At 73.8% G+C, this 14830-nt stretch carries 13 protein-coding genes; 12 read left to right on the top strand and 1 reads right to left on the bottom strand.

The window, feature by feature from the left end; all coding sequences use genetic code 11:
• The first annotated feature begins 6 nt into the window (after positions 1 to 6).
• The 7 genes from WG209_RS15800 (at position 7) to WG209_RS15770 (ending at position 7505) form a co-directional block, all read left to right on the top strand.
• Entirely contained in the window at positions 7 to 2838 is a 2832-nt protein-coding gene (locus tag WG209_RS15800) for a hypothetical protein (protein WP_337176030.1), read from the top strand.
• A 58-nt stretch (positions 2839 to 2896) separates the two neighbouring features.
• Positions 2897 to 3964, top strand: a complete 1068-nt coding sequence (locus tag WG209_RS15795) for an exosortase/archaeosortase family protein (RefSeq protein ID WP_337176029.1) — start codon at positions 2897 to 2899, stop codon at positions 3962 to 3964.
• The gene (locus WG209_RS15790; protein WP_337176028.1) at positions 3961 to 4635 is read left to right on the top strand and encodes an exosortase C-terminal domain/associated protein EpsI; all 675 of its coding nucleotides are present in this window, start codon (positions 3961 to 3963) and stop codon (positions 4633 to 4635) included. Before WG209_RS15795 ends, WG209_RS15790 begins: the two co-directional genes overlap by 4 nt.
• Positions 4636 to 4701: 66 nt before the next feature.
• Positions 4702 to 5718, top strand: coding sequence for a GDP-mannose 4,6-dehydratase (gmd, locus tag WG209_RS15785; RefSeq protein ID WP_337176027.1), 1017 nt, complete (start codon positions 4702 to 4704; stop codon positions 5716 to 5718).
• A gap of 33 nt (positions 5719 to 5751) precedes the next feature.
• Positions 5752 to 6138 carry a hypothetical protein gene (locus WG209_RS15780; protein WP_337176026.1) on the top strand — a complete coding sequence of 129 codons (387 nt, stop codon included), beginning with the start codon at positions 5752 to 5754 and terminating at the stop codon, positions 6136 to 6138.
• Positions 6135 to 6281 (top strand): hypothetical protein, encoded by a 147-nt coding sequence (locus WG209_RS15775; RefSeq protein WP_337176025.1) that lies wholly within the window; start codon positions 6135 to 6137, stop codon positions 6279 to 6281. The genes WG209_RS15780 and WG209_RS15775 overlap by 4 nt, the downstream gene beginning before the upstream one ends.
• A 21-nt stretch (positions 6282 to 6302) precedes the next feature.
• Entirely contained in the window at positions 6303 to 7505 is a 1203-nt protein-coding gene (locus WG209_RS15770; RefSeq protein WP_337176135.1) for a sulfatase, read from the top strand.
• A gap of 9 nt (positions 7506 to 7514) precedes the next feature.
• On the opposite strand, the gene WG209_RS15765 is transcribed toward WG209_RS15770, so the two are convergent.
• Positions 7515 to 7922, bottom strand: a complete 408-nt coding sequence (locus WG209_RS15765) for a hypothetical protein (protein WP_337176024.1) — start codon at positions 7920 to 7922, stop codon at positions 7515 to 7517.
• A 167-nt stretch (positions 7923 to 8089) separates the two neighbouring features.
• Between WG209_RS15765 and WG209_RS15760 the strand changes: the two genes are divergently transcribed.
• Genes WG209_RS15760 through WG209_RS15740 form a run of 5 tightly spaced genes read left to right on the top strand, consistent with a single transcriptional unit; the run spans position 8090 to position 14665 of the window.
• Positions 8090 to 9421: a glycosyltransferase family 4 protein gene (locus WG209_RS15760; protein WP_337176023.1), complete on the top strand. Its 1332-nt coding sequence runs from the start codon at positions 8090 to 8092 to the stop codon at positions 9419 to 9421.
• Between the two features lie 55 nt (positions 9422 to 9476).
• Positions 9477 to 10985 carry a hypothetical protein gene (locus WG209_RS15755; RefSeq protein ID WP_337176022.1) on the top strand — a complete coding sequence of 503 codons (1509 nt, stop codon included), beginning with the start codon at positions 9477 to 9479 and terminating at the stop codon, positions 10983 to 10985.
• A complete protein-coding gene (locus WG209_RS15750; RefSeq protein ID WP_337176021.1) occupies positions 10982 to 12208 on the top strand; it encodes an acyltransferase in 1227 nt (408 codons plus the stop codon). The genes WG209_RS15755 and WG209_RS15750 overlap by 4 nt, the downstream gene beginning before the upstream one ends.
• Before the next feature lie 32 nt (positions 12209 to 12240).
• A complete protein-coding gene (locus tag WG209_RS15745) occupies positions 12241 to 13446 on the top strand; it encodes an acyltransferase (protein WP_337176020.1) in 1206 nt (401 codons plus the stop codon).
• Between the two features lie 31 nt (positions 13447 to 13477).
• On the top strand, positions 13478 to 14665 hold the full coding sequence (locus WG209_RS15740; RefSeq protein WP_337176019.1) for a glycosyltransferase family 4 protein: 1188 nt from the start codon (positions 13478 to 13480) through the stop codon (positions 14663 to 14665).
• Positions 14666 to 14830: the final 165 nt, after the last annotated feature.

The following is a 14830-nucleotide window of genomic DNA, read 5'->3' as shown; positions in this document are numbered from 1 at the left end:
TCCACGATGGCCGAAACCACCTGTCTCCATATCCAGGACCACGACGGCGGGCCGATCCGCATCGTGGAGATCCCCTGGGTATCGGCGCGAGTCGGCAGGGCGGCCTTCTGCGAGGTCCGGCTCGCCGACCCGTCGCTCCCCGAGGAGGCCTGCCGGCTCCACCGCCGCGGCCGGACCTGGCGGATCTCGCCGATGCACGGCGCCGACGTGACGCTCGACGGCGAGCCGATCGACGGCCCGCGCCCGCTGCCGTTCGACGTCCCGTTCCGGGTGGGCCCGTTCCGGCTGTCGCTGAAGCCGGGCAAGTTCGCCGAGGCCGACTGGAGGCCCCCCGTCGACGCCCCTCGCCCCGAAGCCCACGCCCGGCCTCGCCCGGCCGTCGAGCCCGTCGCGCCGCTGGCGAACCCCTGGGAGGCCCGCTGGCGCGACGCCGGCGACCGCCTGAAGGCGGCCCGCGCCGCCGAGGCCGTCGCCACGCCGCCGCCCGCCCCGACGCCGACGCCGCCGAGCCCGCCCCCGGCCGCCGAACGCCCCGCCCCGCGCGACATCCCCAGGCCGGCCGCCGCCCGCTACGAGCCGCCGCGACCCCGGCCCGCCGCGCCGAGGAGCTACGAGCCCCGCGCCTACGCCCGGCCCAAGCCCCCCACGCCCACGCCCAGGCCGCCGGCCCCCCCCAGGCCCCCCGCGCCGGAAGCCTGGACGAAGCCCGTCCCCACGCCCGCGCCGCCGGTCGTGGAGGCCCTGATCCCGACCCCGACGCCGGCCCCGGCCCCCGCGCCGGCCCCGACTCCGACCGTCGAGCCCGAGCCGCCGACCCGTCGCTTCCACTTCCTGGACGCCGACGCCCTCGCCCGGCTGGAGGCGTTGGAGGTCGAGGAGGCGATCCAGGCCGCGGCCGTGGCGACGCCCGAGCCCGCTCCCGAGGCGACGCCCGAGCCCACTCCCGAGAAGCCCCGGGACATCCGACGCCGCGTCCGCCGCGCGGCGGTCGTCGCAACCCGCCCGGCCCCCGTCCAGCCCGAGACCGACGCCGAGCATCCTGCTCCCACGCAAGGTGGAGGGGGGAGCGTCCCTGACGAATGCGCGACGCGGGAGTCGACTCCGATCATCCCTCCTCCCCTCGTGGGAGAAGGTGTCCGGAGGCCGGATGAGGGGGCGACCGCCGTCGCGCCACCGGCGAGCGTCAAAGCCCTCCACGAGATCCAGAAAGCCGACGCCGATCGTCCTTCTCCCCTCGCCGGAGAGGTAGAACGAGGCACGGACGAGGGGGAAGTCCGACGGCCCCCGGTCGAGCCCCCCTCATCCGCCCCTTCGGGGCACCTTCTCCCACGAGGGGAGAAGGGGGGAGATCTCCTTGAAGCCTCCGGGCGCGAGGAGCATGACGAGCGCGACATCCCCGCGCACGAGCCCGCGGCGGCGTGGACGTTCCCGACGGGCCCGTTCGTGGCCGACACCAGCGGCCTCGGCCTCGGCCCGGCGCCGGTCGAGTTCGAGCCGCGAGGGGCCGTGGCGCGGGGCGTCGAGGTCGAGGAGGCCGCCGAGGGGTTCGACCCGACGCGGGCCCGACGCTCGAAGGGGGATGAGGCCTGGGCGCTGCCGTCGGTGCGGGACGTGCTGAACAACGGCCTGAAGCGGGCGATGGCCGAGGCCGGGACGATCCCCCGGCCGCCGTCGCGGGCGGCGCTGGCGGCGCCGACCGCGGCGATGGCGCCCGCGGCATGGTCGCCGCCGGCCTGGCTGGCCGCGCCGCCGGCGATCGCGGCCACGCTGGCCGTGGGGGGGCTGCTGGCGTTCTGCTCGTGGCGGCAGGCGACGGTCTCCCACCAGGCCGCGACGGTCGTCCAGAAGTCGGCCGAGCTTCGGCTGGCGGGGGCCGCGGCGAAGGACCGGCCGCTCCCGGTCGGGATCGTCCCGCCGAGGCCCTCGTGGTGGGGCGCGGCGCCGGCGCACCTGGCGGCGTGGGGCGGCTACCTGGACGCCACGAAGGTCGAGCACGGCTGGGACGCGACCGCCGTCGGGATGTTCGAGGCCGCCGCCGCCGCCGGCCCGCTCGACCCCTCGGCGCGTTACGCCCTGGCGCGCAAGCGGGGCGACGCGAGCCCCGCGATCGGCCTGAGCCGGGACGCCGCGGCGCTGGCCTGGACGGGGCGGACCCTCCACCGCGCCGGCAAGGACGCGGAGGCCGTGCGGGCCTACCGCCGCGCCCTGGAGGTCGCCGCGCGAGCCGAGCCGCCGCGGGACGCGCCGCTGGACTACAGCGACGACCCCGACGTCCCCCGCTACCTGCTGCCGGGCGAGGCGGTCGCCGCGGCGGTGGTCGCCGACCTCGTCGCCGACGAGTCGTGGACGTATCGCGACTGGGCCGAGGCCGTCCCCGAGACGGGCGTCCCCGCCCTGGCCGCCGCCCGGGTGCTCCGCAAGCAGGGCCGATCCGACGCCGACGCCATCCTCCGCCGGATCGTCGAGCGGGCCGACGCCGACGCGAAGGCCGAGGCCGGCGGCCACGAGGCGACCGAAGACGACCCCCGCGCCCGCGCCGTCGCGCTGGCGGTCGCCGCCGAGGCGACGGCCATGCGGGCCGACTGGAAGGCCGCCGCCGGCCGCTACCGCGCCGCCATCGACGGCATGGACGACCCCCGCGTGCGGCGGTCGTGGTGGTTCAACCTCGCCGACGTCGCCGCCCACGCCCGCGACGACGACCAGCGCCGCGCCGCGCTCGACGAGGCCCTGGCGTCGACCTCCTCCGACGAGGTCGGCCGCAGGGTCCTGGAGCTGCGGCGGGCGTCGGCCGACTCGGCGTCGAATCGACTCAGATCGAACGGGACGAAGGCGAATTGACGTGAAGGATCACGCGACCGGGCCCGCCCCCTCCCCACGCTCGCAAGGAAGACCAGCCATGACCCACACGGACGACCGGCCCTCTCCCCCCCCGGAGCCCGCCCTCCACAAGGCGCTGGCGCGCTGGGCGGCCGACCCGGCCAACCGGCCGACCGCGCTCGCCGCGACGGCCTGCGTGGCCCTGCTGGCGCTGCTGTTCCGCGACACGCTGGAGCACTTCTACCGGGCCTGGACCACCGAGGACAACTACAGCCACGGCTTCCTCGTGCCGCTGCTGAGCCTCTACTTCGCCGCCCAGATCTTCCGCCGCGAGGGGGCCCCCGCAGAGCCCTCCCCGGGGGCCCGGGGCGTCCTGCTGGGCGCGACGCTGCTGACGGCGGCGCTGGGGGTCAACCTGCTGAAGGTGCCGCTGCCGATCGAGTTCCTGAGCGACCTGGCGTTCCTGGCGGCCCTGGCCGGCTCGTTCGCGATCGTCGTCGGGGCGGCGGCGCTGCGGCGGTACTGGTTCCCGTTCGCGTTCCTGATCTTCATGGTTCCGCTGCCGATCGCGCTTTACACGCGGATCGCCTCGCCGCTGCAATTGATGGCGAGCCGGCTGGCGTCGGCGTTCATGAACTCGACGGGGGTGCCGGTGCTCTGCGAGGGGAACCGGATGACGCTCCCCGGGGGCGTGCAGATGTTCGTCGCCGAGGCGTGCAGCGGCATGCGGCAGCTCACCGGGTTCCTCGCGCTGGCGGCGGCGGTGGCGTACCTGGCGCGCCGGCCGCTCTGGTATCGCGGGGTGGTGCTGGCGTCGGCCCTGCCGATCGCCCTGTTCGCGAACACGACGCGGGTGGTGGTGACGGGGTACATCATGCACTTCGTCGACCCGAGTTACGCCGAGGGGGCGTACCACACGCTGGAAGGCCTGCTGCTGATGGGCATGGGCCTGGTGCTCCTCAGCTCGGTCTGCTCGCTGATGGATCTGATCAGCCCCCCCGACGCCGGCCCGCCGTCGGGCCCCGGGGACGGCGACGGCGACGAGCCGGCCGCCGCGCCGAGGCCCGCCGCCGGCCGCCCGGCCCTGGCCGCCAACGGCTGGTCCCTGCCGCTCCGGTCCGCCTCCCCCGCCGAGGAACTGTCATGACGATGCTGAAGCGATGCGGCCTCTGCGCCGCGCTGTTGACCGTGGGCCTGGCGGCCCGCGCGGGCCTGGAGCGGATCGACGCCCGCGAGCGGCCCCCGCTGCGGCGGCCGCTGGGGGACCTCCCCATGACGCTGGGGGACTGGGTCGGCCGCGACGTGGCCGTCGCGCCCGACATCGTCGAGCGGGCCCAGACGACCGAGTACCTCAACCGCGAGTACGTCGACCGCCGCAACCCCGGCCGTCGGCTGACCCTCTGGATCAACTACTCCGAGTTCGGCACCAACCTCCGCCACACGCCGGAGATCTGCCTCCCCTCCAGCGGCTGGGAGAAGGTGGAGTCCCAGACCCGCGAGCTGCGCGTCCCCGCCGGCGACGGCCGAGACCTGACCGTCACCCGGCTGGGCTACGCGCAGGGAGAGCTTGTGAAGCACGTGGGGTTCTGGTACTACATCTTCGGCGAGGGCCGGCTGGAGAACTACGTCCGGAAGCTCCCCATCACCAGCCGCAGCAGCCACGGCCGGACCACCCGCGGGTCGTCGATGACCGTCGAGGTCTTCCACGCCGGGGAGCTCGACCCCGACGGCTCCATGCTGGCCGACTTCACGCGGGGCCTCCTCGTCGAGCTCGAGCCCATCCTGCCGACCGGCCGGGCGGAGTATCATGTGCCCTGACGGGCGCGGGCCCGGGGCGAGCGAGACGCCGGCCCGCGCGCCGGGGAACCCAGGCGACCGACACCGATGAAACGCGCCCTAATCACCGGCATCACCGGGCAGGACGGCTCCTACCTCGCCGAGTTCCTCCTGGATCGGCCCGACTACGAGGTCCACGGCCTGGTGCGGCGTTCCAGCACGCTGAACCGCCAGCGGATCGACCACCTATCGCTGGAGAACCCGGTCGCGGCCGAGCGGCTGACGCTCCACTACGCCGACCTGGCCGACGCCTCGTGCCTCTCGGCCCTGGTGGAGCGGATCGAGCCCGACGAGGTGTACAACCTCGGCGCGCAGAGCCACGTCCGGGTCTCGTTCGACCAGCCGCTGTACACGGCCGACGTGGTGGGCCTGGGGACGCTGCGGCTGCTGGAGGCCGTGCGCGTGCTGAACCGCCGCCGGCCGGTGAAGTTCTACCAGGCGTCCAGCTCCGAGATGTTCGGCGCGGCCCCCGCGCCTCAGGGCCCGGGCACGCCGTTCCACCCCCGCAGCCCGTACGCCTGCGCCAAGGTCTACGCCCACTGGCAGACGATCAACTACCGCGAGGCCTACGGCCTGTTCGCCTGCTCCGGCATCCTGTTCAACCACGAGAGCCCGCGCCGGGGCGAGTCGTTCGTGACCCGCAAGGTGACGCTCGGCGCCGCCCGGATCAAGGAGGGGCTCCAGAATCGGCTGGTGATGGGCAACCTGGAGGCGAGGCGCGACTGGGGCTTCGCGGGCGACTACGTCCGAGCCATGTGGATGATGCTCCAGCGGCCCGAGCCCGACGACTACATCGTCGCCACCGGCGAGAGCTACTCCATCCGCGACCTGCTGGAGAAGGCGTTCGGCCTCGTCGACCTGGACTACCGCGACTTCGTCGACTTCGACGAGCGCTACGTCCGCCCCTCCGAGGTCGACGTTTTGCAAGGCGACGCGACCAAGGCCCGCGAGGTCCTCGGCTGGGAGCCCGAGGTCGACTTCGACGGCCTGATCCGCATGATGGTCGAGCACGACCTGGAACTCGCCCGCCGCGAGAAGTACGCCCGCGCCTTCCCGGGGGCGTGAACCTCCCCCTTCGCGACGGTGGAGGCCCCGCCCATGAACGCCCCGTCGGCCCCTTCGCTCTCGATCGAGGCGCTGCGCGTTCTCGACGGGATGCCGTTCGATCCGGACGCGCGGAGCCACTTCGACGTCATGTCCGGCGGCCTACAATGGACGGATGAGTTCCCGCGCGTCGGCTCGGCCGAGTGGCCGGTCGTCCGGCGGAATTGGTCATATCGTTTCCTGATCGGCTACCGAGCGTCGCTCACCCTCGGCGAGAGGCGGGACGAGCTCCGCCCGATCTGGGAGCAGGTCGTCCGCGGGGCCCCGAACTGGCCGGGGCTGCGGCCCGAACGGCATGGCCGGCGGGCGCTCGGCCGCCTGCGGGCGGCGTTCCGCATTCAGGATCGATGCCTAACCGATTTGGAATCCGAACTCGCATGACCCCGAAATGCTCCGCGCGATCGACGTCTTATCTGCTCGCGATTCTCGCGGCCCTGGCGTCCGGCGATTCCGCCCAGGGAGACGCACCCGCGCGGCCGTCGATCGTCGTCTTCCTGGCGGACGACCTGGGCTGGGCCGAATGATCGCCGCATGGCGGCCGGGAGATCCCGACGCCCAACATGGCGCGGGTCGCAGCGGATGGGATGACATTCACGCACGCCTTCGTCGCCTCGCCGAGCTGCGCCCCCAGCCGCGCGGCGCTGCTCACCGGGCTCGACCCGATGCGCAACGGCGCCATGCTCAACCACGCCCGCCCCCGCGCCGGGGTGAAGACCTGGCCCGCCTACTTCCGCGACCTCGGCTACGAGGTCGTCTCCTTCGGCAAGACGGCCCACTACGCGCAGGTGACTGGCTACGGGTTCGACCACGCCAGCCATTACAAGTACCACGAGGACGATTGCGTCGAGGCGGCCGTCGAATGGCTGTCGAGGCGCGAATCCGACCGCCCCCTCTGCCTGCTGGTGGGGACCAACTGGCCGCATGTCCCATGGCCTCGGGCGGGCGAGCCGTCCGCGCGCGCGCTGCCGCCGAACCTCGTCGACACGCCGGCCACCCGGAAGGCGTGGGCGCGATACGCCGCGGCCGTCGCCCGCGCCGACCGCGACCTCGGGATGGTCTACGACGCGGCGAGGGAGCGCCTCGGGCCCGACGCCCTGTTCGTCTTCAGCGGCGACCACGGGGCCCAGTTCCCGTTCGGCAAGTGGAACGGCTACGACGCCGGCGTCCGCACACCCTTGATCGTCGCCTGGCCCGGCCGCGTCGCCCCGGGGTCGCGGAGCGACGCCATGGTGAGCTGGATCGACCTCCTGCCGACGTGCCTGGAGGCGGCCGGAGGAGCCGCACCCGGGGAGATCAGCGGCCGGTCGTTCCTGGACGTGGCGCTCGGCAAGCGGGCCGACCACCGCGACGCCGTCTTCGTCACCCACAGCGGCGATGGCGAGATGAACCGCTACCCGCTCCGGGCCGTCCGCGACCGGCGCTGGAAGTACATCCGCAACCTCGACCCCGACGCCGAGCACCACACCCACGTCGATCTCGCCAGGGCCGGGGACGGCCGATCCTACTGGGACTCCTGGGTCGAGGCCGCGCGGACCGACCCGGCCGCGAGGGCCGTCGTCGACCGCTACCACCGCCGGCCCGCGGAGGAGCTGTACGACCTGGAAGCCGACCCGTGGGAGCTGTCGAACCTCGCGACCGACCCCGCCCACGCGGCGACGCTGGCGAAGCTCCGCGCCCGTCTCGACGCCTGGATGGCGGAGCAGGGGGACGAGGGGCTCGCGACCGAGCGGGCGCTGCCCAGGCCGTGAACGGTCGCCTCAGTCCCGGACCAGCTCCACCGCACGGATCTTCTCGGCGGAAATCCGGACGTCCTTCTCCTCGCCCGGCCTCGCGCGGGTGACGCCTACGTTCGTGAACAGGCGGCCGATCAGCGGGAGGCGGGCGGCCTCGGGGTGGTAGACGTCCTTCCGGCGCGTCTCGGCGACGGCCAGGGTCAGGCCCTCGCCGTCGGCCGAGACGACCTTGCCTTCGTAACTCACCTCGACGATCGCGGCTGCTCGCGCCTCGGGGTGCAGCTCGACGCGGCACCGCGCCCCCGGCGGGAGGATCGCGGGGCTGTCGACGACCGGGATCCGACGCCCCGCGCCGGGGGGCTCGTCGCCGAGGGCCGGGACGGACAGGAGGATGGACGCCGCGATCGCGAGGCTCGGGAGGCGGGCGCGCATGGCGGTCTCCGGATCGGGGTGGGGGGCTGACATCGCGCGGTTTCTATGCGATCTCCCGCGATCGGGCAAGGCCGCCCGCCGCCGGGCTTGCCCTCAGGGGCGAGTTTTGGTCTACTTCGCATGACTACCAGGACGAGCCGCCAGGGAAGGTCGGAGGCATCATGGACGTGCCAGCGCGAACATACCGGGACTCCGTGGTCGTGGCGTGCCCGGACGCCCGGCCGCCCGCCTATCAGGCCGTCGTCGGCCTCGCCCGCGCGGGGATGCTGCGGCGGTTCGTCACCTCGTATTACCACGACCCCGACGGCCTGGGGGCGACGCTCGCCCGCAAGCTGGCCCCCGGGGCCTACGACCGCTGCCGCGGGTTCCTCGCCCGCCGGCACGACGACGAGATCCCGGCCGACCGCGTGACTTCGCTGCCGAGCGTCGACGTGGCGCTCCGGCTGGAGTCCCGCATCGGCGGGCGTCGCCCCCGGCTCCGCCGCGCGGCGGCCCGGGCGCGGACCCACTGGTTCGACCGTCGCCTGGCCGGCATGCTGGCCGCCTCGCGCCCCGAGGCGTTGCTGGCGTTCAGCGACGTGGCCTCGGACTTCGCCATGCCCCTCTGCCGTCGGCTGGGGATCGGAGTGGTTCTGAGCATGGTCCACGGCGACGTCCGCGAGGAGGCCCGCGTGCTGGAGGCCGAGGAGGCCCACGCGCCGGAGTTCTTCCCGCTCTACCTGGGGGACTCGGCGCTCGACCGCGAGGAGATGGCCTGGCTGCACGCCCGGCGGCTCCGCGACCTGGAGCAGGCCGACCGGATCCTCGTCCCGTCCGACCACATCGCGGGGGTCCTCTCGCGCGAGGGGGTGGACCCCGGGCGGATCCGCGTGATCCCCTACGCCGCCGACTGCCGCCGCTTCCGCCCCCACTCCCGGCCGAGGGGCGAGGACGGCGCCTGCACGTTCCTGTTCGCCGGCGGCGTCAGCCAGCGCAAGGGGATCAAGTACCTGCTGGAAGCCTGGGCGAAGGTCCGGCGGCCGGGCTGGAAGCTGCAACTGCTCGGCGCGATGCCGCGCCGGCTCGGGCCGCTGGAAGGGATGCTGGAGGGCGTGGAGGCGACGGGCCGCGTGGGGAGCCCGGAGATGCCGGCGCACATGGCGGCGGCCGACGTCTTCGTCTTCCCGTCGCTGTTCGAGGGCTCGGCCGTGGTGACCTACGAGGCGCTCGCCTGCGGGCTGCCGGTCGTCACGACGCCCGAGGCCGGCTCGGTGGCCCGCGACGGGGTCGAGGGCCTGATCACGCCGTCGCGCGACGTCGACGCCCTGGCCGCGGCGATGGCCCGGCTGGGCGAGGACCCGGCGCTCCGGGCGCGGATGTCGGCCGCGGCGCGGGCGAGGGCGATGGACTTCGACTGGCCGCGCTACCACATGGCCGTGGCGGACGCCGTCGCCGAGGCGGCCGGCGAGCGCCGGGGACGCCGCGCGTCCGCGGTCGCGGCCACGGCCGCCCGCGCCTGACGACGACGGATCGGCTCCGCACCGGGGACGAGGGGGGCGCGAGGCGCCGGGATTCATGGACGAATATCAGTACGTCTACGCGACGGCGGGCGTCATCGGCCTGTACTTCCTCTGGCAGGTCGCGACGAAGCGGTTCGACCCCTTCGCGCCGACGTGGCTGTTCTTCGTCGGCTACACCCAGATCTACATCATCCAGGCGCTCTCCTATCACGACTGGGCGATCGGCGCCCGGGGCCAGGAGCTGGTGACCGCGGCGAACGAGCGGGCCCTCTGGGTGCTGATCTGGTTCCTGGCGGTGTACCACCTGGGGCCCGGCCGGCTGGTCGGCCGGCGCCTGCCGGGGCCGCCGCGAGGCTGGTCGGCGCCGACGGTCGCGGCGATGTGCGCGGTGCTGATCCCGTGGGGCCTGCTGTGCGCCGGCGTGCTGGGCGGCCGCCCCGCCGACGGGGAGGTCTCGGCCGAGGGGGCGCTGCTGCGGTCGTTCCCGTTCGTGATGATGGTCGCGGCGATCCTCCTGATCACGACCGGCCGGCGGATCGAGGCGCCGCGGCCGGCGTTCTTCCTCGCGGGCCTGGCCTGCGCGGGGGCCTACGTCGTCATCTGGATGTTCAACGGCAAGCGCTCGCACTCGCTGATCGGCGTGCTGGCGACGGTCTGCGCGATCTACGTCACGCGGCTGCGGAGGCCCTCGTGGGGCGTGCTGGGGGCGACGGCGTTCACGGGGGCGCTGGCGGTCGCCGTGGCGATCGGCTGGCGCAACAACCCGGACTACGAGCGCTCGTTCGCCGGCTTCGTGGAGTTCGTCGGCGAGTTCGACGTCTCGCGGATCCTCGTCAGCATGGACGTCGCCGACGACGAGGACGCCGGCCCGGACGTCTCCTACGAGCCGAAGGAGTACGGCGGCTACCTCCTGATGCTGGACACCGTTCCCGAGAAGTCCCCGTACGACTACGGCGCCAGCTACATGCGCCTGATCTCCACGTACATCCCGCGGATCATCTGGACGAACAAGCCGCTGTTCGGCCGCGCCGAATGGGTCGGCGCCTGGATCGCCGGGTCGGAGCTGGAGCGCGACGAGGAGTTCACGGGGCCCGCGATCGGGCTCCTGGGGGCGACGCAGCTCAACGGCGGGATCCGGGGCACGCTGATCGTGCTGGCGGTCCTGGCGATCGGGCTGCGGGCGGGCTACGAGTACTTCCGGAAGCACGAGCGGACGACCTGGGCGCAATTCTTCTGGACGATCTTCTTCTTCAACGCCTGGTTCATGGTCGTGGGCGACGACCCGATGGTCTGGTTCTACTACAACTGGGGGTTCTCGGCGTTCCCGGTGGTCGTAGTCTCGTGGCTCGCCGCGAAGTTCCTCGACCCGACGCCCGAGACGGCCGCCGCCCCCGCGGCGGACGCCCCCCCGACTCCGACACCGACCCCGCCCCCCTTCGCATCGACGTTCGCCCGGCCGAGGACGGCCGCCGCGATCCCGAGAGACGGATTTCTCCCCCCGGCCGAGCGGATGCTCGCGACGCGCGCGCCCGCCGGGCCGGACACGGAAAGGATGCCGAGATGAACGACGACGTCGGGAGCCTCGCCGCTCCCCGAGGGCCCTACTCGCTGAGCGAACGCATCGACGTCTGCCGCGGGGTGTTCGCGATGCTGGTCGTGGTGGCCCACTCGTTCGAGCTGGCGATCACCCTCGACCCGACGTGGGCCGACGGCATGCCCTGGCTGGTCCGACAGGCCGTCGCCTACGGGCCCGGCGTCGGCACCTACTACGTCATGGGCTTCTTCATCCTGAGCGGCTACTGCATCCAGGGATCGGTCGGCCGCTCGTCGTCGGGCCGGCGGTTCTCGCTGGGCCGCTACATGGCGGCGCGGGCGACGCGGATCCTGCCGCTCTACTACATCGCCCTGGCGTTCGCCGCGGCCGTCGAGTGGTCGATCCCGACGGCGCTCCGGCCCCACTTCTGGTACAACAACCTCGACGCCGACGCCGTCGGCTACCAGTTGCTGATGGTCCAGAACCTGACCAAGAACTTCGGCTCGTTCTCCTCCAGCTGGAGCCTGACGAACGAGGCGGCGTACTACCTGCTGTTCGGGGTCCTGGCGGCGATGTGCGTGCCGGCCGGGCGCAAGCCGGCGGCGGCGGGCATGGCGGCCTGCGCGGGGCTCGGGCTGCTCCTCCAGGCGACCTACCGGATGGGCTTCCGCGACCCGATCATCCTGAAGATCGGCCTGCTGGCCGGGCTCGGCGCCGTCTGGCACCTGGGGGCGCTGGTGGAGATCCACGGCGCGGCCCTCCTGCGCCAATCCCCCACCCTGGCGCGGGCCGCCCGGTTCTGGCCGGCGGCGCTGGCGGCGACCATGGCGACCTACGCGAGCCAGCGGATCCACCAGGAGTTCATCTACCTGGGCGCGGGGGCGACGTTCGCCCTGATGATGCTCCGGTTCGTCGACCTGGAGCTGCGTCGGGGCGGGGCGGGGGGGGTCGATCCGTCTCCCCGCCGCCTCCCGCGGCTGCTGGGCCTCTCCAGCTACCCGGTCTACCTGTTCCACGGGCCGATCCTGATCCTCCTGGGGACGGGCGTCCGCGCCCTGGGTTGGTCGCCGGCGTGGTGGGTCGCGTGGCTCGCGGCGGCGACGACGACCGTCGCCCTCTGCTTCCCCCTGGGCACGCTGCTGGAGGCCCCGCTCCTGGCGTGGCGGGCGGGCGTTCTGCGGCGGCTCAAGCCGGCGCGCCCGGCCCCGACCCCGGCCGCCGCGCAGGGCCCGGCCCTGGGCGCGACCCCCTGACGACCCCCGGCGCTTCACGGAAGGAGCACCCCTTGAGCCGACGCCAGCCAGGGACGCCGCCGACGTCCCACGAGAAGATCGACATCTGCCGCGGCCTGTTCGCCTTCCTGGTGGTCTCCGCGCACGCGGTGGACGTCGCCTGGGCGGTCCACCCGTCGGCGCCGTCGGCGATGTCGCCGGCGCCGCATGACGCCTGGCTGTACATCGTGGCGGCGGGGGTGTTCTGGGTGATCGGGTTCTTCGCGATCAGCGGCTACTGCATCCAGCTCTCCGCGGAGCGCCTGGCCCGGTCCGGGCGGTTCCCCCTGGGGAGCTACCTGACGGCGAGGCTGTCCCGAATCCTGCCGCTCTATTACACCGCGCTAGCGTCGGCGGTTGTCTTCGAATGGCTGATGGGGGACCATCGGCCGTCGGTCTGGCCCAACGGGCTCGACCGATCGACGCTGATCGCGCAGCTGTTCGTCGCGCAGAACTTCGCGCAGACGTTCGGCTCGTTCGCGCCGTCGTGGAGCATCACCAACGAGATGTTCTACTACGTCTTCTTCGGCCTGCTGGCCTGGGTCGCGACGCGGCGCGGCATCCGGCCGGCGACGCTCGGCATGGTCGTCTGCGCGACGCTGGCCGTCGCGCTGGAGGTCGCCTACTTCGCCTGGTTCCGCCGCGACCCGCTGGCGAGGGGCCTGGGCCTGCTGTTCGGCCTGGGGACCATCTGGTTCCAGGGGGCGCTGGTGGCCGTGCATCGCGACGCCATCCGGGAGAGCCGGTCGGCGCGGGGGATCTCCGCGGCCTGGCCCCTGGCGCTGGCGCTGGCGATCGGCCTGTGGTACACCCGCGCGGTCCACCTCCAGGTCTTGTACCTCCTGCTGGGGGTCGCGTTCACGATGATGCTGGCGCGGTTCGTGGCGACCGACGTCCCCGGCGCGGCGGCGACTCCCGACCGCGGTCGGCTCGGCGCGGCGATCCGGGGCCTCGGCCTCGCGAGCTACCCGACGTACCTGTTCCACGGCCCGCTGATCGTCTGGCTGGCCTCCACGATGGCCCGCGCCGGGATCCTGCCCGCCGACTGGCGCGCGACCTGGCTGATCTTGAGCGCCGCGGGGATCGGCTCGGGCGTGGTCCTGGGCTTCGTCGCCGAGCGCCCGCTGATGGCCTGGCGGGCCGGGATGCTCCGACGCTTGAGGGATCCGAGCCGACCCGCCGCCGCGCCGACGACCGCCACGCTCGGCGCCTCGCGCTGATCAGGACGGCCCACACCACGGAAGGGACCCCATGAAATACGCCGTCTGCTTCACCAACTTCGGCCCCTACCACCTGGCCCGCCTGCGCGCCCTGGCGACGCGGCTGGCCGCGCGGGGCGACCGCCTCATCGCCTACGAGGTCGCCGACGGCGAGCGGCTCTACCCGTGGGAGCGGACGGAGGTCGACGAGCCGTTCGATCGCGTCGTCCTGTTCCAGGGCCGCGCGCTGGAGGATCTCACCGCCGGCGCGTGCGCCGAGGCGATGGCCGAGGCGCTGGAACGCGATCGCCCGGACGCCGTGGCGGCCGTCGGCTACGTCCGGCCGGAGTCGCTGGCGATCCTGAAGTGGGGCCGGCGGAACCGCGTGCCGACGATCCTGATGTCCGAGAGCCAGGCCGTCGACCGGCCGCGCTCGTGGTACAAGGAGGTCGTCAAGAGTCGTCGGGTCCGGCGGTTCGACGCGGCGCTCTGCGGCGGGGAGTCGCACCGCGACTACCTCGTCGAGCTGGGGCTCCCGGCCGACCGGATCGCGCTGGGGTACAACGCCGTCGACCACGATTTCTACGCCGCCTCGGCCGACGCCTGGCGCGATCGGCCCGGCTCGCGCGAGGGGATGCCGGCGGGGCCGTTCTTCCTATCCGTCTGCCGGTTCGCGCCCGAGAAGAACCTGATCCGGCTGGTGGAGGCGTTCGCGCGCTACCGCGCCGCGGGGGGGACGTGGGATCTGGTCCTCTGCGGCGACGGCCCGCAGGCGATCGAGGTCGCCGGGGCGATCGCGCGGTCGGGATGCGACGCGGCGGTCCACCGGCCGGGCTTCCTCCAGGCCGACGCCCTGTCGCGGTGGTACGCCCACGCCGGCGCGTTCGTGCTCGCCAGCGCGTCGGAGCCATGGGGCCTGGTCGCGAACGAGGCCGCCGCCGCGGCTCTGCCGCTGCTGCTCTCCTCGCGGTGCGGCTGCGCCGGGACGCTCGTCCCCAAGCCGCGAGGCGCGACCGGCGCCCAGTTCGACCCGCTCGACCCCAGCGACATGGCCCTCATGCTCGGCTGGATCGCCTCGCTCCCCGAGGCCGACCGCCTGGCCATCGGCCGCCGCGCCCGCGCGGTCGCCGCCGAGTGGGGGCCGGACCGCTTCGCCCGCGGGGCGATCGAGGCGTGGGAGATGGCGGGGCGGCGGCGAAATTCGCGACGCCTCGCCGAATACATCGGAGGGCGAGCATAAATCCCTCCCTTCTCCCCTGGTGGGAGAAGGTGCCCCGGAGGGGCGGATGAGGGGCGCGCGACCGACGGCCGGCGAATCCCCCCTCATCCGGCCTTCGGCCACCTTCTCCCACCAGGGGGAGAAGGGATATCCGCGATGGCCGCCGGGGCGGCGCGGATCATAACC

The sequence above is a fragment of the Paludisphaera sp. genome (assembly GCF_037189885.1).
In the GTDB taxonomy this organism is placed as follows: Bacteria; Planctomycetota; Planctomycetia; order Isosphaerales; family Isosphaeraceae; genus Paludisphaera.
The sequence above is the reverse complement of the archived record's forward strand: the minus strand, read 5'-3'. Positions and strand labels throughout refer to the sequence as shown.